The 22631-nt window shown below is 71.3% G+C and carries 24 protein-coding genes; 11 read left to right on the top strand and 13 right to left on the bottom strand.

The window, feature by feature from the left end:
- Nucleotides 1-373 precede the first annotated feature (373 nt).
- Nucleotides 374-2806, bottom strand: coding sequence for a glycoside hydrolase family 31 protein (locus tag FQY64_RS00595; RefSeq protein WP_146471761.1), 2433 nt, complete (start codon nucleotides 2804-2806; stop codon nucleotides 374-376).
- 145 nt (nucleotides 2807-2951) lie between these two features.
- Here FQY64_RS00595 and FQY64_RS00590 point away from each other — a divergent pair, with 145 nt between their 5' ends.
- A complete protein-coding gene (locus FQY64_RS00590; protein ID WP_146471760.1) occupies nucleotides 2952-3773 on the top strand; it encodes a DUF72 domain-containing protein in 822 nt (273 codons plus the stop codon).
- Here the strand turns inward: FQY64_RS00590 and FQY64_RS00585 are convergent, their stop codons facing one another.
- Entirely contained in the window at nucleotides 3774-4664 is an 891-nt protein-coding gene (locus FQY64_RS00585; protein ID WP_146471759.1) for a DMT family transporter, read from the bottom strand. It abuts the gene before it with no gap.
- 120 nt (nucleotides 4665-4784) lie between these two features.
- Between FQY64_RS00585 and FQY64_RS00580 the strand changes: the two genes are divergently transcribed.
- Both FQY64_RS00580 and FQY64_RS00575 read left to right on the top strand, forming a co-directional pair.
- Nucleotides 4785-5669: a LysR substrate-binding domain-containing protein gene (locus FQY64_RS00580; protein ID WP_146471758.1), complete on the top strand. Its 885-nt coding sequence runs from the start codon at nucleotides 4785-4787 to the stop codon at nucleotides 5667-5669.
- A gap of 49 nt (nucleotides 5670-5718) precedes the next feature.
- Nucleotides 5719-6660 carry a DMT family transporter gene (locus FQY64_RS00575; protein WP_146471757.1) on the top strand — a complete coding sequence of 314 codons (942 nt, stop codon included), beginning with the start codon at nucleotides 5719-5721 and terminating at the stop codon, nucleotides 6658-6660.
- A 3-nt stretch (nucleotides 6661-6663) separates the two neighbouring features.
- Here FQY64_RS00575 and FQY64_RS00570 read toward each other — a convergent pair whose 3' ends face one another.
- The gene (locus tag FQY64_RS00570; RefSeq protein WP_146471756.1) at nucleotides 6664-7005 is read right to left on the bottom strand and encodes a cupin domain-containing protein; all 342 of its coding nucleotides are present in this window, start codon (nucleotides 7003-7005) and stop codon (nucleotides 6664-6666) included.
- Between the two features lie 64 nt (nucleotides 7006-7069).
- Nucleotides 7070-8167 (bottom strand): COG3904 family protein, encoded by a 1098-nt coding sequence (locus FQY64_RS00565; RefSeq protein ID WP_146471755.1) that lies wholly within the window; start codon nucleotides 8165-8167, stop codon nucleotides 7070-7072.
- A 189-nt stretch (nucleotides 8168-8356) separates the two neighbouring features.
- On the opposite strand from FQY64_RS00565, the gene FQY64_RS00560 reads away from it, so the two are divergent.
- Nucleotides 8357-8575 carry an RNA-binding S4 domain-containing protein gene (locus FQY64_RS00560; RefSeq protein ID WP_146471754.1) on the top strand — a complete coding sequence of 73 codons (219 nt, stop codon included), beginning with the start codon at nucleotides 8357-8359 and terminating at the stop codon, nucleotides 8573-8575.
- 47 nt (nucleotides 8576-8622) lie between these two features.
- Here FQY64_RS00560 and FQY64_RS00555 read toward each other — a convergent pair whose 3' ends face one another.
- Nucleotides 8623-9228: an EF-hand domain-containing protein gene (locus FQY64_RS00555; protein ID WP_146471753.1), complete on the bottom strand. Its 606-nt coding sequence runs from the start codon at nucleotides 9226-9228 to the stop codon at nucleotides 8623-8625.
- A 143-nt stretch (nucleotides 9229-9371) separates the two neighbouring features.
- Between FQY64_RS00555 and FQY64_RS00550 the strand changes: the two genes are divergently transcribed.
- Both FQY64_RS00550 and FQY64_RS00545 read left to right on the top strand, forming a co-directional pair.
- Nucleotides 9372-10112 (top strand): arginyltransferase, encoded by a 741-nt coding sequence (locus FQY64_RS00550; protein WP_146471752.1) that lies wholly within the window; start codon nucleotides 9372-9374, stop codon nucleotides 10110-10112.
- Nucleotides 10109-11293, top strand: coding sequence for an endonuclease/exonuclease/phosphatase family protein (locus FQY64_RS00545; RefSeq protein ID WP_146471751.1), 1185 nt, complete (start codon nucleotides 10109-10111; stop codon nucleotides 11291-11293). The genes FQY64_RS00550 and FQY64_RS00545 overlap by 4 nt, the downstream gene beginning before the upstream one ends.
- Here the strand turns inward: FQY64_RS00545 and FQY64_RS00540 are convergent.
- Nucleotides 11290-11598 carry a hypothetical protein gene (locus tag FQY64_RS00540; RefSeq protein WP_146471750.1) on the bottom strand — a complete coding sequence of 103 codons (309 nt, stop codon included), beginning with the start codon at nucleotides 11596-11598 and terminating at the stop codon, nucleotides 11290-11292. The genes FQY64_RS00545 and FQY64_RS00540 overlap by 4 nt on opposite strands.
- A gap of 68 nt (nucleotides 11599-11666) precedes the next feature.
- Nucleotides 11667-12866, bottom strand: a complete 1200-nt coding sequence (gene purT / locus FQY64_RS00535; RefSeq protein WP_146471749.1) for a formate-dependent phosphoribosylglycinamide formyltransferase — start codon at nucleotides 12864-12866, stop codon at nucleotides 11667-11669.
- Between the two features lie 78 nt (nucleotides 12867-12944).
- On the opposite strand from purT, the gene FQY64_RS00530 reads away from it, so the two are divergent.
- The 4 genes from FQY64_RS00530 (at nucleotide 12945) to FQY64_RS00515 (ending at nucleotide 15528) form a co-directional block, all read left to right on the top strand.
- On the top strand, nucleotides 12945-13856 hold the full coding sequence (locus FQY64_RS00530) for a hypothetical protein (RefSeq protein ID WP_146471748.1): 912 nt from the start codon (nucleotides 12945-12947) through the stop codon (nucleotides 13854-13856).
- Nucleotides 13857-14104: 248 nt separating this feature from the next.
- A complete protein-coding gene (locus FQY64_RS00525) occupies nucleotides 14105-14968 on the top strand; it encodes an SPFH domain-containing protein (RefSeq protein WP_146471747.1) in 864 nt (287 codons plus the stop codon).
- A gap of 12 nt (nucleotides 14969-14980) precedes the next feature.
- Nucleotides 14981-15325 carry a hypothetical protein gene (locus FQY64_RS00520; protein ID WP_146471746.1) on the top strand — a complete coding sequence of 115 codons (345 nt, stop codon included), beginning with the start codon at nucleotides 14981-14983 and terminating at the stop codon, nucleotides 15323-15325.
- Entirely contained in the window at nucleotides 15322-15528 is a 207-nt protein-coding gene (locus FQY64_RS00515; RefSeq protein WP_146471745.1) for a type II toxin-antitoxin system antitoxin, read from the top strand. Before FQY64_RS00520 ends, FQY64_RS00515 begins: the two co-directional genes overlap by 4 nt.
- 327 nt (nucleotides 15529-15855) lie before the next feature.
- Here the strand turns inward: FQY64_RS00515 and FQY64_RS00510 are convergent, their stop codons facing one another.
- The 5 genes from FQY64_RS00510 to FQY64_RS00490 form a co-directional block, all read right to left on the bottom strand.
- Nucleotides 15856-16491: a glutathione S-transferase N-terminal domain-containing protein gene (locus tag FQY64_RS00510; RefSeq protein ID WP_146471744.1), complete on the bottom strand. Its 636-nt coding sequence runs from the start codon at nucleotides 16489-16491 to the stop codon at nucleotides 15856-15858.
- A gap of 138 nt (nucleotides 16492-16629) precedes the next feature.
- Nucleotides 16630-17391: a cytochrome c1 gene (locus FQY64_RS00505; RefSeq protein WP_146471743.1), complete on the bottom strand. Its 762-nt coding sequence runs from the start codon at nucleotides 17389-17391 to the stop codon at nucleotides 16630-16632.
- Nucleotides 17384-18577: a cytochrome b gene (locus FQY64_RS00500; protein WP_229814843.1), complete on the bottom strand. Its 1194-nt coding sequence runs from the start codon at nucleotides 18575-18577 to the stop codon at nucleotides 17384-17386. Before FQY64_RS00500 ends, FQY64_RS00505 begins: the two co-directional genes overlap by 8 nt.
- Nucleotides 18578-18669: 92 nt before the next feature.
- Nucleotides 18670-19290, bottom strand: a complete 621-nt coding sequence (gene petA / locus FQY64_RS00495; protein WP_146471741.1) for a ubiquinol-cytochrome c reductase iron-sulfur subunit — start codon at nucleotides 19288-19290, stop codon at nucleotides 18670-18672.
- Between the two features lie 149 nt (nucleotides 19291-19439).
- Nucleotides 19440-20345 (bottom strand): lytic transglycosylase domain-containing protein, encoded by a 906-nt coding sequence (locus tag FQY64_RS00490; RefSeq protein WP_146471740.1) that lies wholly within the window; start codon nucleotides 20343-20345, stop codon nucleotides 19440-19442.
- 356 nt (nucleotides 20346-20701) lie between these two features.
- On the opposite strand from FQY64_RS00490, the gene miaB reads away from it, so the two are divergent.
- Nucleotides 20702-22111 (top strand): tRNA (N6-isopentenyl adenosine(37)-C2)-methylthiotransferase MiaB, encoded by a 1410-nt coding sequence (gene miaB, locus FQY64_RS00485; protein ID WP_146471739.1) that lies wholly within the window; start codon nucleotides 20702-20704, stop codon nucleotides 22109-22111.
- A gap of 111 nt (nucleotides 22112-22222) precedes the next feature.
- Here miaB and FQY64_RS00480 read toward each other — a convergent pair whose 3' ends face one another.
- On the bottom strand, nucleotides 22223-22615 hold the full coding sequence (locus tag FQY64_RS00480; RefSeq protein ID WP_146471738.1) for a GFA family protein: 393 nt from the start codon (nucleotides 22613-22615) through the stop codon (nucleotides 22223-22225).
- Between the last annotated feature and the right edge of the window lie 16 nt (nucleotides 22616-22631).

The following is a 22631-nucleotide window of genomic DNA, read 5'->3' as shown; positions in this document are numbered from 1 at the left end:
AGGCGAAGCCCGACGTCGGGCCTCGCAACGTGAGGGCGCGCGCCCCGCAGGCGCGCACGGCTTCGCCGCATGCGGCGGGACAAGTCCCGCCCTACGCAAGGCTCGATCGGTAGGTTGGGCTGAGCCGAAGGCGAAGTCCGACGTCGGGCCTCGCAACGTGAGGGCGCGCCCCGCAGGCGCGCACGGCTTCGCCGCATGCGGCGGGACAAGGCCCGCCCTACGCAAGGCTCGATCGGTAGGTTGGGCTGAGCCGAAGGCGAAGCCCAACGTTGCCCGGTACCACGTCGCGCTGGCGCGCGACGTTGGGCTTCGCTGCGCTCAGCCCAACCTACGGGCTGATGGACGCGTTACGAACGGCGGGTCGAGACCCGCCCTACGGCTGTACGGTCAACGTCCAGTCGCGTCGCGCATGCGCAACCGGCACCCGCAACGTGCGCGCCGCTTCGTCGTAGCGCCAGTCTTGCAGCGCGCGTCCGTCCAGTCGTACCGCCGCTGGCGCGCGCGTCAATCCGACGAGCATGAGTTGGGCGTCACGCCACCACGGACGGAAGCGCGCGTGCTCGATGTTCGCCGCAACGCGTATCCCGCCTGCATCCACCGCGCAGGTGAAGCGCACACGCAGGTACGCACCGCTGCGATACGCGAAGCTCTCGCCATCGTCGTCGTAGAGGGCGCCGTCGCACGGCTGGCCGGCATCCGGCAGGTAGACGCGCAGCTCCAGCGGGCCCTTGGGTGTTTCGCCGGTGTGCTGCACCAGCGGCTGCATCGGAACGATCGCGCCGGCGCGCGCGTAGATCGGCGTATCGCGCGGCCGCGGATCGAGCACGAGCTTCGCCTCCTGCATGCGGCGGCCGCTGCGGAAGTCGTACCAGCGCCCCGGCGGCAGCGCGATCCGATGCGGATCGACCGCCTCGGTCACCACCGGCGCGACGAACAGGTCGCGGCCGAACAGGAAGCTGCGGCCCTCGCCGTGGAACGCCTCCGCCTGCGGGTCATGCAGGAACACCGGGCGCAGGATCGGAAGGCCCGTGCGCGCGTTCTCCTCGGCCAGCGTGTACAGGTACGGCAGCAGGCGGTAGCGCAGCTCGATCGCCTCACGCCGGCGCGCCTCGTGTTCGGCCCCGTCCACCCACGCCTCGTGCGGCCGCGTGTCGGTGGCCGCGTGGCTGCGGAACACCGGATTGAACGCGCCGAGCTGGTACCAGCGCGTCAGCAGTTCCGGATCGGGCGAGCCGATGAAGCCGCCGACGTCGTCGCCCGCCAGCGCGTAACCGGACAGCCCCAGGCTGAGAAGCGTCGCGGTGCTCATCGACAGGTGATGCCAGCTTGCGGTGTTGTCGCCGGTCCACGTCGCGGCGTAACGCTGCGTGCCGGCATAGGCCGCGCGCGTGAGCACGAACGGGCGGGTGTCGGGCTTCAATGCCAGCAGCCCCTCGTAGGTCGCGCGTGCGTTCTGCATGCCGTAGACGTTGTGCACGGCGCGATGGTCGAGCGTGGTCCCGTCGTCGAGCCGGTGGCGCACATCCGGCGGCATGGTGTTGCCCGGCACGTTGAACACGGACGGCTCGTTCATGTCGTTCCAGAAGCCGGCGGCGCCGGCGCGCACGAAGTCGCGGTACAGCCCGCCCCACCAGCGGCGCACACGGCTCAGGGTGAAGTCGGGGAACACGCTCTCGCCCGGCCACACCGGGCCGACGTACACGCTGCCGTCGGCGTTCCTCACGAACACGTCCTGCGCCATGCCTTCGTCGTAGGGCGCGTAGCCTTTGCCCGGATCGCGCTTGATGTGCAGGTCGGTGATCAGCACCGTGCGCAGGCCGTCGCGGCGCAGGTCGGCGATCATGCGTTCGAAGGCCGGGAACTTCGCGCGGTCGACGGTGAACGGCGCGTGCCCCTGCTGGTAGTCGATGTCGAGGTAGATCGCATCGGCCGGGATGCGGCGCTCGCGCAGGGTGCGGGCGATCTCGCGCACCTGCGCCTCGCTGGCATAGCTGTAGCGCGACTGCTGGAAGCCCAGCGCCCACTTCGGCGGCAGCGGCGTGCGTCCGGTCAGCGCGGTGTAGCGCTCGATCACCTGCGCCGGCGTGGGGCCTGCGATCACGTAGTAGTCGAGCTCGCCGCCGTCGCCGCCGAAGCTGAAGCGCGTGTCGGATTCCTTGCCGAAATCGAAGTGGCTGCGGTGCGGGCTGTCGAGGAACAGGCCCCAGGCGAAGCCGTCGCTGCGCAACGCCAGCACGAACGGGATCGACTTGTAGAGCGGATCGCTGTGGCCCTGCCAGGCGTAGGCGTCCGTGTTCCAGTTGACGAACGCGCGGCCGCGGCGGTCGATCGGGCCGGGCTTGTCGCCGAGACCGTAGTAGCGCTCGTCGGCCGGCATGCGCTTCCACGTGCGAACGTGCGTGCGCTGCCAGGCGGTCGGCAGCTCGGGCGCGTCGGCCACCAGCGTGCGTCCCTGCGCATCGAGGATCTCGATCGACAGCGGCGAGCGGCGGATGCGGGCGGTCAGCGGCCCGGCGCGCGCTTCGAGCGCGTCGCCCCGCTCCAGCAGCTCGATGGGCACCGCCCGCGGCGCCTGCGCGATGGCCCAGGACGGCCCCGATGCGAACCGGCCTTCGGGCGCGACGCGGATGCGCAGCACACCGCCGGCGAAGGCGTGGATGCGCACACGCGCCTGGCCCGCGGCCAGTTCCACGCCATCGGGCGTGGACCGCACCGCCTCGACCGTCCCCAGGTGACGCCACCCCTGCGCGTGCGCGGAGCACACGGCCAGCAGCAGTGCCAATGCCCACGACGCGCGCCAGCGCATGCGAAGCCTCCTCGACCGGACCCGCCGATTGCAGCACGACCGTCGACGGCCTTGGCGATGAAATCGATTGCGCAGCCGGGCGGGCCGCATCGCCCGCGCCGCCCGCCGCGTGGCAGCATGAGGCGCCGTCTCCGCGAGCGCCGCCATGCACGACCTTTTCACCGCCCCGCCCGCACACGCGATCCGCGTCGGCATCGGCGGCTGGGTGTACGCGCCGTGGCGGAACAACTTCTATCCGCCCGGACTGGTGCAGCGTCGCGAGCTCGAGTACGCCTCGCGCCAGCTCACCGCCATCGAGATCAACGGCACCTACTACGGCGCGCAGAAGCCGGCCACCTACGCCAACTGGGCGGCGCAGACGCCGGAGGGCTTCGTGTTCTCGGCCAAGGCGCCGCAGCGCATCGTGCAGGCGCGCGCGCTGGCGCGGACCGGTGCGCAGGTGGAGGACTTCGTCGCCGGCATCGCCAGTATGGGCGACCGGCTCGGGCCGCTGGTCTGGCAGTTCGACGTCGGCAGCCGCCTCGACCGCGACGACTTCGCCCGCTTTCTCGAGCTGCTGCCCGCCCGCGTCGGCGACCGCCCGCTGCGGCACGTGCTGGATGTGCGGGTGCGGGCCTTCGTCGACGCCGCACTGCTCGCGCTGGCGCGCGCGCATGGCATGGCGATGGTGTACACCGACTCGCCCGACTACCCCTCGTTCGCCGATCTCACCGCCGATTTCGTGTACGCGAGGCTGATGCGTGCGCGCAGCGAGGTGCCCACCGGCTATCCGGCCGACGAGCTCGACGCCTGGGCAGCCCGCGCGCGCGAGTGGGCGCGCGGCGGCGAGCCCGCCGATCTGCCCAGCATCGAGCCCGACCTACGCGCGCCACAGCGGCCGCGCGAGGTGTTCGTGTTCTTCATCGCCGCCGCCAAGGAACGCAACCCGCACGCGGCGATGGCGCTGCTGCAGCGCCTGCGCGGCTGATCACTTCGCGCCGCGCTGGCTCATCGCCACGCTGCCGAGGATCAGCGCGCCGGAGATCGCCATCGGTACCGTCAGCGGCTCGTCCAGCAACGCCCACGCCCAGCCGACCGCGAACAGCGGCACGAGGTAGGTCACCGTCACCGCGCGCCCGGGGCCGACGCGCTTGATCAGGCGGTAATACAGGCCGTAGGCGATGCCCGTGCACAGTACGCCCAGCATGCCGGCGGCGAACCACGCGCGCCCCGGCACCGCGTGCTGCGGCCATTGCGCCAGCGCGAACGGCAGCATCAGCAACGCCGCGGTTCCCAGGGTCGCGGCGGCGACCGCCATCGGTGGCAGGCCGGTCAGATGGCGCTTCACCAGATGCACGCCGACGCCGTACAGGAACGCGGCGCTGCAGCCGGCCACCACCGCCCAGCCGATCGAGGCGCCCGCGGTCTTGCCGCTGGCGAGCACGACCACGCCGGCGAAGCCCGCCAGCAGCGCACCGGCGCGACGCACGCCGATCTTCTCGCCGAAGAACAGAAAGCCCACGAGCGCGGTGAACAGCACCGCCATCGCGTTGGTGATCGCGCCCACGCCCGCGGGCGCGCGCTGCGCCGCCCACGCGAACAGCGCGAACGGCACGGCGGAGTTGATCGCGCCGATCAGCGCCAGCTTCTGCCACAGCGCGCGCGGAAACTGCGCGCGTGCGCGCCACAGCATCGGCAGCAGCACCAACGCGCCGAGCGCCAGCCGCAGCTCGACCAGCGGCGCAGCACCGAATTCGGGCGCGGCCACCCGCATGAACATGAAGGAGGCGCCCCAGATGGCGCCGAGCAGGCCCAGCTCCAGCGGGGTCAGCCAGACGTGCGTGCGGGCGGCGGCGATGTCCGTGGCGAGTGTGTTCATGCGGGCTCCTCGGCGCCGGGCACAAAAACCGCTCACGCCGTGTTCGGCATTGTGCTTCCGCCCCGGCACTGCACAAGCGCATACTTTCTGCCCCAGGCACAAACCGGATTTGAGGCTGCGATGGGCATGCGGGCGGACTGGCTCTCGGCGCTGGCGGCGTTCGAGTCGGCGGCGCGGCACCAGAACTTCGCGCACGCGGCCGAGGAGCTGCATCTCACCGCCAGTGCGGTGAGCCATCAGGTGCGCAAGCTGGAGGCGCGGCTCGGCGTCACGCTGTTCCGCCGGCACGCGCGCGGCGTGATCCTCACCCCCGCCGGTCGCCAGCTCGCCGACACCGCCGGCACCGCCCTCGCCGATCTGGAGAGCGTGCTGGCGAGCCTGCGCCCGGGCCGCGATCAGCGCCAGCGCGTGCGCGTCACCACCCTGCATTCGCTCGCCTACACCTGGCTGCTGCCGCGCCTGCCGCAGTTCGCGCGGCTGCATCCCGACGTCCGCCTCGACATCGAGACCGACGTCGCCCTCACCCGCTTCGACGACGGCGGGCCGGACCTCGGCATCCGCCACGGGCCGGGGCAATGGCACGGCTTGGCCGCGGTGCGGCTGATGGACGAGCGCCTGTTCCCGGTGGCCTCGCCGCAGTTCCCCGGTCTGGCCGCGATCGCCACGCCCGCGGCGATCGCCGCGTCGCCGCTGATCGCCGATCACGCCCGGCAGGGATGGCACGACTGGTTCCGTCTCGCCGACGTGCACGGCGCGCGCGTGGAGCCGCGCTTCACGTTCACCGATTCGACCGACGCCATGCGCGCCGCCGCGGCGGGGCTGGGGGTGGCGCTGGCGCGCGGGCGCATCGTGCAGCCGTACCTCGACGCCGGCCAGTTGGTGAAGCTGCCCGGCCCGGAGATGCCCGGACGCTGGGGCTACCACATCGTCTACCCCGCGCACCGGCGCCTGCGCGAACCGGCACAGCGCTTCGTCGACTGGCTGCTGTCGCTCGACACCCAATAGGCGGCGACGCGCGCCCGTCCTCGATCTCCCTCCACCGTTCCCGACCCGCATGCATCCCGCCACCCGCGCCCATTGGCAAATCCACTTCTGCGTCCTGCTGTGGGGCTTCACCGCGATCCTCGGCAAGCTCATCACGCTGCCGGCGATGGCGCTGGTGACGTGGCGCATGCTGATCGTGGTCGGCGCGCTGGCGCTGGTGCCGCGCGTGTGGCGCGCGTTGCGCGCGATGCCGGCGCGCCTGATCGCCGCCTACGCCGGCATCGGCGTGCTGGTGGCGCTGCACTGGGTCACCTTCTACGCCTCGATCAAGCTCTCCAACGCGTCGGTGGGCGCCACCTGCATCGCGCTCGGCACCGCCTTCACCGCGCTGCTGGAGCCGGCGCTGACGGGCACCCGCTTCCGCTTCCGCGATCTGGCGCTCGGCATCGCGGTGTTGCCGGGCGTGGCGCTGGTGGTCGGCGGCGTGCCGGCGGACATGCGCGCCGGGATCGCGATGGGCGCGCTGTCGGCGCTGCTGGTGGCGGCGTTCGGCTCGCTCAACAAACGGCTGGTGGAGCACGGCGACGCGCTCACCGTGACCGGCATCGAGCTGGCGTCCGGAACCGTCGCGCTGGTGCTGCTCGCGCCGCTGGCGGATCTGCTCTGGCCGGGCCAGGGAGAAGGGCTGTTCGCCCTGCCCTCCCCGCGCGATACGGCGTACCTGCTGGCGCTGGCGCTGGGCTGCACGCTGCTGCCGTACGCGCTCTCGCTGGTCGCGCTGCGGCACATGAGCGCGTTCGCCGCGCAACTGGCGGTGAACCTGGAGCCGGTGTACGCGGTGGTGCTGGCGATCCTGCTGCTGGACGAGCAGCGCGAACTCACTCCGCTGTTCTACGCCGGCGTGGCGATCCTGCTCGCGGCGGTGTTCGCCTATCCGCTGCTGCACCGGCGCACCCGCATCGAGCACGCCGACATGCTCGCCGCCTCCGAGGCCAAGGGCACGCTCGACTGACGCTCAGCCGCGGCCGGGGCCGACCGGATCGCCGTCGGCATCGAACGCAGGCGGGGAGTAGAAATTGAGCGTGCGCAACGGCGTCGCGCCGGTGTTGCGCACCTCGTGGCGTTCGCCCTTCTCGATGGTCAGCAGCGTGCCCGGCTTCAGGCGCACGCGGCGGCCTTCGACCACCGCCACGCCCTCGCCGTCCACCACGAACAGCCACTGGTCCGCGCCGCGATGGCGGTTGTCGGGCCCGCCCTCGCGGCCGCCCGGCGGAATCACCATCTCGGCGGCCTGCGCCCGGCGCACCGTCCACGCCACCCGGAAGCCCTTGCCGAATCGAAGCTGCTTGCGCCGCATGCGTGCTCCTCGCATCCGCCCGCAGGCTGCCCGAGCGGGCGTGCAGGCGGCATCACGCGCGGCGTCAGCGGCCGGCGCGCGACCCTCCGCCCGCCGGCGCGACGGGCAGCAGCGCAAGACCGGCGTCGTACTCCGACAGCGGGCTCTCGTCCGGGCACTTCTCGTCGGGGAAGCCGAAGCGCTCGCGCAGCTTCATGCCGCAGGTATTGACCTCGTCGACGTCGCGCCCCTGTCGTTCGCACTCCTGCGCGTAGGCCTGCGCGAACGCGTCCTTGCGCCAGACGAACGCTTCGCCGCATTTGCGGATCAGAGCGATGCGGTTGAGATCGTCCTGCGCCGCGTTCGGCCCCGACAGGCCGTAGCGCGCCATCTCCTCGGCGGTGAGCAGGCGCAGGCTGCGGTTGGGCACGGTCATCATCACGTCGGCGATGGCGATCGCCACGCCGTTGCGCTGCAGGTAATCCTTCACTTCGGCGTAGATGTCCTGCAGCTCGCGGCTCAGTTCGGCGCGCGTGGTGGCCTTGGAACGCACGCGCATCATCCGGTGGATGCCGACCTCGCCCGCGACCATGCGGTTGTCGCCCGCCGCGAGCACCAGCACGCACGAGCTGTGGCAGACCGCCCCCTCGCGCACCCAGATCGTCCAGCCGGCCTGGCCGATGTCGTCGCCGGCCGCGATCGCGTCCTCCACCTGGCCGCCGCTCGAGTTCAGGTCGAGCACGCGCTTGCGGATGCCCATGCGGTCGGCCATCGCCGCGACCCGCTTCACCAGGTCGGTGAAGTCGGCCGCGATCTTGCCGTCGTAGCTCAGGCGCACCACACCGGCGTCCTGGCAGGGGCTCATCGCGTCCAGCACGCTGAAGAACTCGAGCGAGGTGAGCGCGGCGCCGTCGCCGGTGGCGGCGTAGTCGAGCGTGCAACTGATGCGCGCCTGCCCCGACGTCAGCCGCGCCACCGGCCAGCGGGTGGTACGGCGCACGTCGACTTCGTCGGCCTCGGCCTCCTGCGCGCGCGCCGGCACGGCGGGCGCGGTCTCCGACGGAGGCGCCGCGTCGGCCGCGCGCATCATCGTCTGCGTCCGCTCCTCCGGCGCCTGCCGCGTACAGCCGGCCAGCGCGGCCAGCAGGACGACGGGCAGCAGCGACACGGACGGGCGGAACATCGGCGTTTGCACCTCTCGATCGGGCTATCGGCCGGGACGGCGCGGGCTTGACCCCCAGTGTAGGAGCCGTTCGTCGGCAACGCCGCAATCGCGCATGAACGGTTCGGCCGGGCGCGCGGCGCCGGGCTTCGTCACACGCCCGGACGCGCCGGCAGACCGCGAACGGACGCCGGCGGCGATAATGCCGCCATGACCGCCCTCGATTTCCTCCTCGACCGCGACCACGTCGAACTGAACCAGTTGCTGAAGCTGACCGGCCTGTGCGACAGCGGCGGCGCCGGCAAGCACCTGGTCGCGAGCGGCGCCGTGCGCGTGGATGGCGAGGTGGAACTGCGCAAGACGCGCAAGATCCGCGCCGGCCAGACCGTGGAGGTCGGCGACGTCCGCATCCGCGTGCGCGGCGCATAGCCGCGCGGATACGCGGGCCCGCCGGGCCGCGCACCCGCGCGCCGCGTTCAGGGCTGCCGGCGCGCGCGTCCGTGGCCCAGTTCGTCGCGCGAAATCCGGCCGTCGCGGTCGCGGTCGATGCGGTCGAACCGCTGCGCCAGGCGCGGCATCGCGGCCTCCGCTTCGGCGCGGCTGAGCCGGCCGTCGCGATCCCGGTCGGCTTCGTCGAACCGCTGCCGCAGCCCCTCACCGTGATGCGCGCGCAGCTCTGCACGCTCGAGACGGCCATCGCCATTGCCATCGATGCGGTCGAAGCGTTCGGCGAGCTGCGGCCGCGCGGCCGCCTCCGCGCGGCTGACGGCGCCGTCGCCATCGCGATCCAGCCGCATGCCGTGGTGGCCGGCGCGCCGGCCGCGCATGGACGCCAGCTCGTCGCGCTGCAGCTTGCCGTCGCGGTTGGCGTCGAGGCTGTCGAAACGTGCGGCCAGGCGCGGCCGCGCGGCGGCTTCGGCGCGGTCGACGACGCCATCGGCGTTGGCGTCCAGCTTCGACCCCGGCCCCGGCGCCGGGTCGGGCGGCGCGGCGAAGGCGCGCGCGACGGCGGCGGCGAGCACGATGCCGGTGAGGGCGAGCAACGCGCGGCGTCCGCCGCGCAGCGGGAATGTCGATTTCATGCCGGGGCTCCCGACGGCGAACGGCGCCGTCGCGCACGGGGTAACGCGTGCGCCGGCGCGCGGTTGACCGCTTGCGCCCGGCGCGTTCAGCCCGCCGACAGCGGCCACGGGCGCGCGGCGGCGACGGCGGTATGCTGCGGCGCATGGGCACCGACGCGCACGGCGAAGACGAGCTCCGCCTCTTCCACACCGGCGAACACGCCTGCGGCTACTGGCCGGGGCGCGTCGCGCGCGATCTGGTGCTGGATCCGCGCGATCCGCGTCTGCCGCGCTGGTACCCGCTGGCGCTGGCCTGGGGCTTCCGCCGCTCGGGCGACATCGTCTACCGCCCGCACTGCGCCGCCTGCCGTGCCTGCGTGCCGGTGCGCATCCCGGTCGCGCGGTTCGTGCCGAACCGCACCCAGCGGCGCTGTCTGCAGCGCAACGCCGCGGTCGAATCGCGGGTGTGCCCCGCCGTGCGCAGCGACGAGCACCTGGCGCTCTACCGCCGTTACCTGCAGTCGCGGCACCCGGGCGGCGGCATGGAGAACCACGGCGCGGTCGAGTTCGACCAGTTCCTGATCGGCAGTTGGAGCGAGGTGCGCTTCCTCGAACTGCGCGAACGGGGGCGCCTGCTGGCGGTCGCCGTCACCGACCTCGCCGACGGCGCGCTGTCGGCCGTCTACACGTTCTACGAACCGGCCGAGGCGCACCGCAGCCCGGGCACACTGGCGATCCTGCACCAGTTGCAATGGGCGCGCCGCGAGCAGCGCGCGCATCTGTACCTCGGCTACTGGATCGGGGCGCATCCCAAGATGGACTACAAGCGCCGCTTCCGTCCGCTGGAGGCGTTCGACGGCCGCGGCTGGCGCGATTTCGATCCGGACCGCGGAGCGTTCGCATGACGCCCTGGCGCCTGGCCCTGCTCGCGCTGGGCGCGCTGGCGGCCGCCGGCTGCGTGCGTGTGCTGACGCACCGCGAGCCGCCGCGCGTGGTGCGCGTGGCCACCTACAACACTTCGCTGTACGACGACGCCCCCGGCGGCCTGATCCGCCGGCTCGAGGGCGACGACGCGCAGGCGCGCCGCATCGCCGCCGTGCTGCAGCGCGTGCGCCCGGACATCGTGCTGCTCAACGAGTTCGACTACGACGATCACGGCCGCGCGGCGGACCTGTTCCAGCGGCGGTACCTGGAGGTCGCGCAGGACGGCGGCGAACCGCTGCGCTATCCGTACCGCTATCTGGCGCCGGTCAACACCGGCGTGCCCAGCGGACTCGATCTGGACGGCAGCGGCGAGCTTGGCCGCGAGGGCCGCGCGCGCGGCGACGACGCCTGGGGCTACGGCCTGCACCCGGGCCAGTACGGCATGCTGCTGCTCTCGCGCCATCCGATCGACGCCGACGCCGCGCGCACGTTCCGCCTGCTGCGCTGGAGCGCGGTGCCCGGCGCGCGCCGGCCGCACTGGCCGGACGGTCGCCCGTTCCATGCCGATGCGGTGTGGGCGCAACTGCGGCTGTCCTCGAAATCGCACTGGGATGTGCCGGTGGACACGCCGCTCGGGCGCCTGCACGTGCTCGCCTCGCATCCCACGCCGCCGGTGTTCGACGGTCCGGAGAACCGCAACGGCCTGCGCAACGCCGACGAGATCGCGCTGTGGGCGCACTACCTCGACGGCGACGCGCCCTGGCTGTGCGACGACCGCGGCCGCTGCGGCGGGCTGCCGCGCGGGGCCGCGTTCGTGATCCTCGGCGACCTCAACGCCGACCCGCACGACGGCGCGGGCGAAGCGGGCGCGATCGACCAGCTCCTGCGCCATCCGCGCGTCCAGCCGATCGCGCCACGCAGCGACGGCGCCAGCGAACGCGCCGCGCGCTACGGCCTGCCGCGCGACGGCGACACCGCCACCCACACCGGCGATTTCGGCCCGCGCACGGGCACGTTGCGGCTGGATTACGTGCTGCCTTCGCGCGGGCTTGCCGTGCGCCGCGCCGGCGTGTTCTGGCCACGCAGCGGCACGCCGGGCGCGGAGCTGGTCGAGGCCAGCGACCACCGCCTGGTGTGGGCCGATCTGTCGCCGCCGCGCTAGTCGTCCAGCGCCGCCACCGCCGGGGCCGCCTGCGACCGCGGATGGAAGCCGAACGCGCCGTCGCTGCGCGCGGAGACGATCATCCGCACCATGCCGGTCGGCACCATCAGCTCGATCGCCACCGGCTTGCCGTCGGCCATGCGGCCGTCGAGCTGCATGTTGAGCAGCATCCCGCCGGCATCGACCTCGCGGCAGAACACGTGCGGCCCGCCCGGCCCGTCCTGCAGGTAGGGGCGGATCGCCTCGCCCAGCACCTGCAGCGCCTCGTCGAACAGATACACCGCGTAGCCGCGGACCTCGTCCATCGCCGCCCTCCCCGAACGCGATTTCCCACCCGCATCGTGCGCCGGCCGCAAGACCGACGCCAGTGCGCTCAGCGCAGTTCGATGCGCAACGCCGCCGCGGCCTCGCGCGCCCTGGCGCGCGCCTGCTCGACATCCCCGCCCAGCGCCAGCGTCACCGCCACGCGGCGATGGCCTTCCACGCGCGGCTTGCCGAACAGGCGCAGCGCGGTGTCGGGTTCGCGCAGCGCGCCCTCGACGTTGTCGAACACCGGCACGCCGTGGCCATGCGCCAGCACCGCGCACGACGCGGCCGGCGCGTACTGCCGGACCGCCGGGATCGGCAGGCCGAGGATGGCGCGCGCGTGCAGCGCGAATTCGCTCAGGTCCTGCGCGATCAGCGTCACCAGCCCGGTGTCGTGCGGGCGCGGCGAGACTTCGCTGAACCACACCTCGTCGCCCTTCACGAACAGCTCGACGCCGAACACGCCCCAGCCGCCGAGGTCGTCGGTGATCGCACGCGCGATCTGCTGCGAGCGGCGCAGCGCGGCCTCGCTCATCGGCTGCGGCATCCAGCTCTCGCGGTAGTCGCCGTCCTTCTGCAGGTGGCCGATCGGCGCGCAGAAGGTGGTGCCGCCGGCATGGCGCACGGTCAGCAGGGTGATCTCGTAATCGAAGTCGACGAAGCCCTCGACGATCACCCGGCCGCGACCGGCGCGACCGCCGGTCTGCGCATAGTCCCAGGCGGCGTCGATCTCGTCCTCGCGGCGAACGAGACTCTGGCCCTTGCCGGAGGAGGACATCACCGGCTTCACCACGCACGGCAGACCCAGTTCGCGCACCGCCGCGCGGTAGTCCTCGATCGTGTCGACGAAACGGTACGGCGAGGTCGGCAGGCCGAGCGTTTCCGCCGCCAGCCGACGGATGCCTTCGCGATCCATCGTCAGCCGCGCCGCGCGCGCGGTCGGGATGATGCGGGTCGCCGCGCCGGTGCGGGCGTACTCCTGCTCCAGCTCGAGCAGCGTCTGGGTATGGATCGCCTCGATCTCCGGCACGATCAGGTGCGGCCGCTCGCGCTCGACCAGCGCGCGCACCGCGGCCCCATCGAGCATGTCGAGCACATGGCTGCGATGCGCCACCTGCATCGCCGGCGCATCGGCATAGCGGTCGGCGGCGATCACTTCGACGCCCAGGCGCTGCAGCTCGATCGCCACCTCCTTGCCCAACTCGCCCGACCCCAGCAGCAGCACACGGAAGGCATGGGGCGACAGCGGCGTACCGAGCGTGGTCATGGCGGGTGTCCGTGGGAGGGCGCGTAAGTCTAGCGTCCGCGCCTATGGCGCCGTGCGCCGGCATGCGATGCTTGCCGGATGACGCGTCTCCCCCACGCCGCCGCGTATGCGCTCGCGCTCGCCGCCTTGCTTGCGGGCTGCGGGCAGACGCCCTCGTCGGAGGCGCCCGGGCACGAGGTGGCGGGCATGCTGCTCGACGCGCAACTCGGCGAGGTCAGCGGCCTGGCCGCCTCGCGCGCGCATCCGGGCGTGCTGTGGATGCACGACGATGGCGGCAATCCGGCGCGGCTGTTCGCCACCGACGAGGAAGGCAACCGGCTGGCGACCCTGCGCGTGGAAGGCGTCACCAAGACCGACTGGGAAGACATGGCCGCATTCCGCCTGCGCGGACGCGACTATCTGCTGGTGGCCGACATCGGCGATAACGGCGGCCTGCGGCGCACGCTGCAGTTGCACGTGTTCGCCGAGCCTGCGCGGGTCGCCAACGGGCGGATCGCCCCCGCGTGGTCGGTCGCGTTCCGCTGGCCCGACGGCGCGCGCGACGCCGAGGCGGTGGCGGTGGACGCGGCGCGCGGCGAGGTGCTGTTGATCTCCAAGCGCCGGCGGCCGCCGGAGTTGTTCGCGGTGCCGCTGCACCCGCCCGGCATCGAGCGCGTCACCGCCCGGCGGATCGGCACGCTCGGCGGCATGCCGCAGCCGGACGCCGAGGAGCGCCGCCGCGATCCGCAGGGCGCGCGCCTGGCGACCCAGGTCACCGCCGCCGACCTCGCCCCCGACGGCCGCACCCTCGCGGTGATGACCTACCGCCACGTGCTGTTGTACGCGCGTGGCCGCGACGGCTGGGCCGAAGGCCTGCGCCGCCCGATTCGCGTGATCCCCCTGCCCTGGATGCCGCAGGCCGAAGCGCTCGCCTGGTCCGCCGACGGCCGCCACCTCTACGCCACCGGCGAATTCGTCGCCGCCCCCCTGTACCGCCTCAAGGCACGCTGACCGCCAGCCCCCTTGGCCTTGGCCCCTCTCCACCGCGGGCCGGACGAGGAATTCGGGCGACGACGCGATCGACCGTAGGTTGGGCCGAGCCGAAGGCGAAGCCCAACGTCGCCCGGCAACGCGATGTCGGGCTTCGCTGCCCGATCCGCGGCCCCGGCACCCGCGTTCCAAACCACCCTCTTTCCCGACATACGGCCACGCGGATTGATATCGATGTGATATCAATTCGCAAACACCCGAGGTGTCCCATGAGAGAAAACCCGATCCGTTCCCTGCCCGGCATCCCCGTCCTGCTGGTCCTGCTCGCGGCACTCCTGGTCGGCGGTTTCCTGCTGTTGACCGGCGCGAGCCAGGACGCCCCCGCGCGGGCCGTCGCCGGCGTCGCCGTCGCGGTCGTCGCCTTCTTCCTGCTGTTCGGCCTGTACATGGTCGAGCCCAATCAGGCCGCGGTGCTCAGCCTGTTCGGCAAGTACGTCGGCACCGTCAAGCAGGACGGCCTGCGCTGGAACAACCCCTTCTACGGCAAGAAGAAGCTCTCGCTGCGCGTGCGCAACTTCGAGAGCGGCAAGCTCAAGGTCAACGAACTGGACGGCAGCCCGATCGAGATCGCCGCGGTGATCGTCTGGCAGGTGGTCGACTCGGCGGAGGCCGTCTACAACGTCGACGACTATGAGAGCTTCGTGCATATCCAGTCGGAATCCGCCCTGCGCGCGATGGCGACCAGCTACCCCTACGACCAGCACGAGCCCGGCCAGCTTTCGCTGCGCAGCCACGCCAGCGAGATCTCGCAGCACCTGCGCGACGAACTGCAGGAGCGGCTGGCGGACGCCGGCGTGCAGGTGCTCGACGCCCGCATCAGCCACCTCGCCTACGCGCCGGAGATCGCGCAGGCCATGCTGCAGCGCCAGCAGGCGAACGCCGTGGTCGCCGCGCGCACGCGCATCGTCGCCGGCGCGGTCGGCATGGTCGAACTGGCGCTGGCCGAACTGCAGAAGAACGGCGTCGTCCACCTCGACGAGGAGCGCAAGGCGCAGATGGTCAGCAACCTGCTGGTGGTGCTGTGCGGCGAGCGCGGCACGCAACCGATCGTCAACGCCGGCACGCTGTACTGAGGGCGCACGGCCATGGACTTCGACAAGTGGCTCCTGCCGCTCATCTTCGCGGTCAGCGCCGCGCCGCTGTTCGTCATCGCCGGCATGGTCTCGCGTGGGCATCTGCACCTGATCGCCGGTCTGGACGCGCGCACGGTGCGCGATCCGGCGGCGCTCGCGCGCCGCCTCTCGCGGCTGCTCGCCGCCACCGGCTTCGCGGTGCTGCTCGGCGGCGCCGGCATGCTGTGGGCGGGCGAAGACCGCGCCCGTCAGTTGCTGGTGGTGCTGGCGATGCTCGTGGCGGTGAACGGGCTGGGAATCGCGATCGTCGCCACTGTGGCACGCGCGCGTCCGCCGTCGGGTCCCCCGCACCGATGAGCGAGCGCAAGGCCTACCCGCTGCGGATCAGCGCCGAGGTGCTCGCGGCCATGCAGCGCTGGGCGGACGACGAACTGCGCAGCCTCAACGCGCAGATCGAATACGTGCTGCGCGACGCGCTGCGCAAGGCCGACCGCCTGCCCGCGCCGCGCCGGCCGCCCGCTTCGGACGAGCAACCGGCGGAACCGGCAGGCGACGCATGACGCACTGCGCCGGCCTCACCTGCGCCCATGCCGCGTCGCTCCCTCCTTCGGCCCTTCGACAGCTCGCGTAGCTCGGGCTGAGCTGGAGGCGAAGCCCGACGCAACCGGCCATGCCACGCCGGCCTGCCCGTTGGGCTTCGCTGCGCTCAGCCCAACCTACGCGCTGCCTCGTCACGCTCGTCGTTCCCGCGCAAGCGGGAACCCAATGGACGTTCCCCTGGGCACGCCGCGTCCGGCGCCCGGCTTCACCGGCCGATGAATCCCATGCATGCCCGAAACGAAAGAGGGCCCGCAGGCCCTCTTTGATGCACCCCATCCCGACGCCCGTCAGGCCGGCAGCTCGCGCAGCTTGCGCTCCTGCTCGGTCAGGCTGCGCGCGAAACCCGGATTGCGGAAGATGCGGTTGCCGTAATCCTCGATCACCTTGCCGTCCTTCGGCAGCGGCACGCCGAGCGCCGGCAGACGCCAGATGATCGGCGCCATCGCGCAGTCGGCGAGGCTCATCTCGGGATTCAGGAAGAACTTGCTGGCCTTGAACAGCGGGACCGACGCGGTCAGCAGCTCCTTGAGCCGCTTGCGGCCGGCCTCGGCCTGCGCCTTGTTGCCGAGTTGAATCGCCTGCACCTGCGGCACCCAGTCGTGCTCGATGCGCAGCATCGCCAGCCGCAGCCGCGCGCGCGAAAGCGGATCGACCGGCATCAGCGGCGGATGCGGATAGCGCTCGTCGAGGTACTCGCTGACGACGCTCGCCGCGTACAGCACCAGATCGCGCTCGACCAGCGTCGGCACGGAGTGGTACGGGTTCAGGTCGATCAGATCCTCGGGTGGATTCTGCGGATCGACGGGAACCAGGTCGTAGGTCACGCCCTTCGCCGCGAGCACCAGGCGCACGCGGTGGCATAGGACGCAATCGACGGAGGAAAACAGGGTCAAGGCATTACGCATACGAGGACTCGCGGCCATCATCGACCTCTCCCGCGACCGGAATCCGCCGGTCGCACGACGCCGCCCACCCGGTGCGGGCGGTCGTCACGGCCTCGAACGCCAATCGCGCGGGCGCGGCCCACGGAGGAGCCGCGCCGGATCGCCTTCGCTTCGACGTCAGTGGACGTCGCGCCAGTACTCCCGCTTCAACAACCAGGCGAGGAAGGTGAACAGCGCGAGGAACAGGATCACCCACACGCCGATGCTCTGGCGCTTGAGCGCGGCCGGTTCGCCGGCGTACTCGAGGAAAGCGGTGATGTCGCGCACGACCTGATCGAACTCGGCCTCGTCGAGCTGCCCGGCGTGCAGCAGCTTCAGGCCGGTGACCGGACGTTCGCCGGTCGCCTTGTCCGGCGCGCCGTACTCGGCGACCTGCAGGCCCTGCAGCTTCCACAGCGGGTTGGGCATCGAGGCGTTGGCGAACAGGGTGTTGTTCCACCCCATCGGGCGCGACTCGTCCAGATAGAACGACTTCAGATAGGTGTACACCCAGTCGCGGCCGCGCACGCGCGCGACCAGGCTGAGGTCCGGCGGGTTCTTGCCGAACCACTGGGTGCCCTGCTCCGGCGTCATCGCGACGTTGATGTGCTCGCCGAACTTGGCGCCGGTGAAGTTGAGGTTCTGCATCACCTGCTCCTCGGTCAGGCCGAGATCCTCGGCCATGCGCGAGTAGCGCAGGTACTTCAGCGAATGGCAGCCGGAGCAGTAGTTCATGTACAGCTTGGCGCCGCGCTGCAGCGACGCGCGGTCGCCGAGGTCGGTGCCGGCCGGCTGCACGTTGCCGGCGCCGGCGGCGAGAACCGGGGCGGCGCCGAACAGGCCCGCGCACACCAGCGCGAGCGCGCCCACACGACGGGCGAGAGACTGGATCTTAGTCATGCAGCTTCACCCGTTCCGGCACCGGCTTGGTCTTGTCGATCTTGGTCCACAGCGGCATCGTGATGAAGAACGCGAAGTAGAGGAAAGTCAGCACGCGGCCGATCTGCGTCTCGACCGGGTCGGTGCCCGGACCGGCGCCGATCTTGCCCAGCCAGACGAAGCTGATCGCGAACACCGCCAGCGCCGTCTTCGAGATCCAGCCGCGGTAGCGGAACGAGCGCACCTTCGCCCGATCGAGCCAGGGCACGAAGAACAGCAGCACGATCGCGCCGAACATCACCAGCACGCCGCCGAGCTTGTCCGGAACGACGCGCAGCATCGCGTAGTACGGGGTGAAGTACCACACCGGCTTGATGTGCTCCGGCGTCACCAGGCGGTTGGCCTCGGTGAAGTTGTCGTGCTCGAGGAACCAGCCGCCGAACTCCGGAGTGAAGAAGATGATGAAAGCGGCGATCAGCAGGAAGAAGCCGACGCCGAACAGGTCCTTCACCGTGTAGTACGGGTGGAACGGGATGCCGTCGGCCGGCGCGTCCTTCGACCAGCGGTTGCCCTTCGGCCCCTTCTTGATGTCCACGCCGTCGGGGTTGTTCGAGCCGACCTCGTGCAGCGCCCCCAGGTGCAGCACCACCAGCAGCAGCAGCACCAGCGGCAGCGCGATCACGTGCAGCGCGAAGAAGCGGTTGAGGGTGGCGTCGCCGGGCAGGTAGTCGCCCATGATCCACTCGGTGAGCCCGTTGCCGATCACCGGAATGGCGCCGAACAGCGAGATGATCACCTTGGCGCCCCAGAACGACATCTGGCCCCACGGCAGCACGTAGCCCATGAACGCCTCGGCCATCAGCACGAGGTAGATCACCATGCCGAGGATCCACACCAGCTCGCGCGGCTTCTGGTAGCTGCCGTACATCAGCCCGCGGAACATGTGCAGGTAAACGACGATGAAGAACAGCGAGGCGCCGGTGGAATGCATGTACCGGATCAGCCAGCCCCACTCGACGTCGCGCATGATGTACTCGACCGAGGCGAACGCTTCCGCGGCGCTCGGCTTGAAGTGCATCGTCAGGAAGATGCCGGTGACGATCTGGTTCACCAGCACCAGCAGCGCCAGCGAGCCGAAGTAGTACCAGACGTTGAAGTTCTTCGGAGCGAAATACTCCGACATGTGCTTCTTGTAGGCCACGCCCATGCCCGGCGCGCGGTCGTCGAACCAGGCACGCACGGCGGCGACGAGGCCCGTCGCCGGATCGAGGGGGGCCGAATGCTTCTCGTTCGCCATGGTCAGGCAGCTCCCTGGGGATCCACGCCGATCACGATCGTGGTGTCGTTCTCATAGTGATGCGGCGGCACGATCAGGTTGGTCGGCGCCGGCACGCCCTCGAACACGCGCCCGGCCATGTCGAACTTCGACTTGTGGCAGGGGCAGAAGTAGCCGCCCTTCCAGTTCGGATCGAACGGCTCGGGGCGGATCTCCGCCTTCATCTCGGGCGAGCAGCCCAGATGCGTGCACAGCCCCACCAGCACCGAGATTTCCGGCTTCAGCGAGCGCGTGACGCCCTTGATGTAGGGCGGCTGCTGCTCCGGGTTCTCCGACATCGGGTCGCGCAACTGGTCGTTGAGCGTCGGCAGCGCCTCGAGCACCGCCTTGGAGCGCTTGACGATCCAGATCGGCTGCCCACGCCATTCGAAGATCAGACGCTGACCTTCCTGCAGGGCGCCGATGTCGGCGATCACCGGCGCGCCGGCGAGCTTGGCCCGCGCGCTCGGATTCCACGACTTGATGAAGGGGACCGCCGCGACTCCGGCACCGACCGCGCCCACCACGGCGGTGGTCATGGTCAGGAACCGACGGCGACCGGTGTTGACGGGCTCAATTGGATCGTTGACCCCTGGATTGGCCATCCGGCACTCCGCAAAGCGTTGAAAGTCGAAGCCGTGCCGCAGGGCCCGCCACTGGCGATGGCTCGCGGCTCAAAAGACACGAAAGTGTAGCGGAAGGTGAAGGAGCCCGACAATCCGCGACTGCGCCGGACGCCCGCCCGCGCCGGGGTTCAGCGGTTGGCGGCGACCGGGTTGAGCGCGCTGCGGTAGCGCTCGGCGAGCTGGGCCACGCGCTGTACGTAGCGCTGCGTCTCGTTGTAGGGCGGCACGCCGCCGTAGCGGTCGACCGCGCCCTCGCCCGCGTTGTAGCCGGCAGCCGCCAGGGTGAGGTTGCCGTTGAAGCGCTTGAGCAGCCAGGCGAGGTACTGCACGCCGCCGCGGATGTTCTGCGCGGCGTCGAACGCGTTGCTGACCCCGAAGCGGCGCGCGGTCGCCGGCATGAGCTGCATCAGCCCCTGCGCGCCTACCCTCGACAGGGCATTGGGGTTGAACGCGGACTCGGCATGGATGATCGCGCGCACCACCGCCTCGTCGACGCCGAACTCGCGCGAGGCGGCGGCGATCTCGTCGCGATAGGCGTCGGTGTTGAGGCGGACCCGCCCGAAGTTGACGCCCGGCAGCGCGGCGCAGGCGTAGCAGGTCTCCATGAAGCTGTAGCGGATGGTCCGCATCGAGTCCACGCCGGCCACACCCTTCGGCGGGCGGCTGGTGTAGTGCCGCACGCCATCCTTGACGTAGGAGTAGATCTGCCCCTGGACCAGGCGGCGGGCCGGGGTGCCTGCGGCGGCCGGCGCGGACGCGGCGACCGGTACGGGCGCGGCCGGCGCAGGCGTGGCGGCCCCGTCGCTCGCGGACGCGACGGTCACCGGAGCGGACGGCGCGGGACGCGCGGGCGCCGGGCGCGAGCGCCCCGCCCGGTAGCGGCTGACCACGGTGCACTCCGCCCCGGGTACGCGCTTGCTGACGTAGCTGGGAATGCCGTCGGCGGTTTCGCAACGGTAAACGGTGCCCGCCGCTGCCGGCCCGGCGGCCAGCAGGCACAGAAGCGTCAATGGCAGGCCCCACCCCTTCCCCATGCCGCCAGTGTGGCGGGTGTCCGTGTGAAATGCCAAGACCCGGGTTCAAAAACGTGATTGCGGGGCGGCCTTCATCGCCTCCGCCCTGATGAGCCTCTCTCCCGCGGGCGGATGAGGAGGCGTGCTTGCGAGCCGCAGGTTCGCGCGCCGACGAACGCCCGCCGCGCTGCGCCAAGGGCCGGACGAGGGGTTGGGGTGAGCCCCCCCACGCATCGAAACCCCTTCCCAGCGGGCGGAGAGGGGGCGGGGTGGGGCAACCGGTCGCGACCGACGCCGCGGGCACCGTCCGGTGCCGGGCACGGGTACACTGCGCGGCCTCCGGCCCGGATTAACCGCCGCCGCCCCCGGACACCGCCATGACCGACCTGATCGACCTCCCCGTCCTCGACGCCGAAGCCCGTTCCGCCACCCGCGACGGCAAGCCGGCGACCGGCAAGCTCTACATCCAGACCCACGGGTGCCAGATGAACGAGTACGACTCGGCCAAGATGGCCGACCTGCTCGCCGCGTCCGAAGGCCTGGAGCTGACCGACAGGGCCGAGGAGGCCGACGTCATCCTCATCAACACCTGCTCCATCCGCGAGAAGGCGCAGGAGAAGGTGTTCAGCCAGCTCGGCCGCTGGAAGACGCTGAAGAAGGCCGGCCGCCCGGTGATCATCGGCGTCGGCGGCTGCGTGGCCAGCCAGGAGGGCGAGGCGATCATCAAGCGCGCGCCCTACGTCGACCTGGTGTTCGGTCCGCAGACCCTGCACCGCCTGCCCGAGCTGATCCGCGCCAAGCGCGAAACCGGCCAGCCGCAGGTGGACATCAGCTTCCCCGAGATCGAGAAGTTCGACCGCCTGCCCGAGCCGCGCGCCGAAGGCCCGACCGCGTTCGTCTCGATCATGGAAGGCTGCTCCAAGTACTGCAGCTTCTGCGTGGTCCCCTACACCCGCGGCGAGGAAGTCAGCCGTCCGTTCGAGGACGTGCTGGTGGAAGTGGCCCAGCTCGCCGCGCAGGGCGTGCGCGAGGTCAACCTGCTCGGCCAGAACGTCAACGCCTACCGCGGCCCGTACGGCGACGGCGAAGTCGCCGACCTCGCCCTGCTGATCCGCGCCATCGCCGAAATCGACGGCATCGGCCGCATCCGCTTCACCACCTCGCACCCGGTCGAATTCAGCGACTCGCTGATCGAGGCCTTCCGCGACGTGCCCAAGCTCGCCAACTACCTGCACCTGCCCGTGCAGGCCGGCAGCGACCGCATCCTCGCCGCGATGAAGCGCGGCTACACCGCGCTCGAATACAAGCAGAGGATCCGCAAGCTGCGCGCGGTGCGGCCGGACATTTCGATCAGCTCGGATTTCATCGTCGGCTTCCCCGGCGAAACCGACGCCGATTTCGAAAAGACCATGAAGCTGATCGAGGACGTCGGCTTCGACCAGTCGTTCTCCTTCATCTATTCCCGCCGCCCCGGCACCCCGGCCGCCGACCTGCCGGACGACGTCACGGATACCGAAAAGCACGCCCGCCTCGCCCGCCTGCAGGCGGCGATCAACGCGAATGCCGCGCGCATTTCGCAGGCGATGGTGGGCACCGTGCAGACCGTGCTGGTCGAAGGCCCGTCGAAGAAAAACCCCGACGAGCTGACCGGCCGCACCGAAAACATGCGCTACGTGAACTTCCCCGCCCCCAGGCGCCTGGTCGGCCAGTTCGTGCAGGTGCAGATCACCGAGGCGCTGTCGAATTCGCTGCGCGGGCGGGTGGTGACGGTGGAGGCGGGGGCGTAGGCCCCTCGTCTGCGTGCGGTCCGGCGGCGTATCGCGCCGGGTACGCCGCTCTCGCCGTTCCGGTGGAAAAAGCGCCCCGGAGATCGCCGCGGGCGGCAGCGGTGTCGGCCGCTACGGCTCCGTGCGGCTCTCCGACTCGCGGTCGCGCGGGTAGCGCCTCGCCAGCGGAAAGGGCGGCAGCCAGGCTTCCCGGCGGACGGTCCACAGCTCGTAGGTGGGCGTGAAGCGGTCGGGCGCATCGAGCGCGCCCAGATGCACCTCCACCTCGTCACCGCTGCGCGAAAACACCGAAGACCCGCACCGCGGGCAGAAAAAGCGGCCGGCATAGTCGCGGGCCTCGCCTTCGACCGTCACCGCCTCCTGCGGATAGATCGCCGAGGCGTGGAACAGCGCGCCGTGGTGCTTGCGGCAGTCCAGGCAATGGCAGAGGCCGACGCGGTAAGGCCGACCCCGCGCTTCGAGGCGGACGTTGCCGCAGAGGCAGCCGCCGGTGGTCGCTTCCATGTTTCCCCCTTACAGC

The organism is Vulcaniibacterium thermophilum (genome assembly GCF_007923255.1).
In the GTDB taxonomy this organism is placed as follows: domain Bacteria; phylum Pseudomonadota; class Gammaproteobacteria; order Xanthomonadales; family Xanthomonadaceae; genus Lysobacter_F; species Lysobacter_F thermophilum.
The sequence above is the reverse complement of the archived record's forward strand: the minus strand, read 5'-3'. Positions and strand labels throughout refer to the sequence as shown.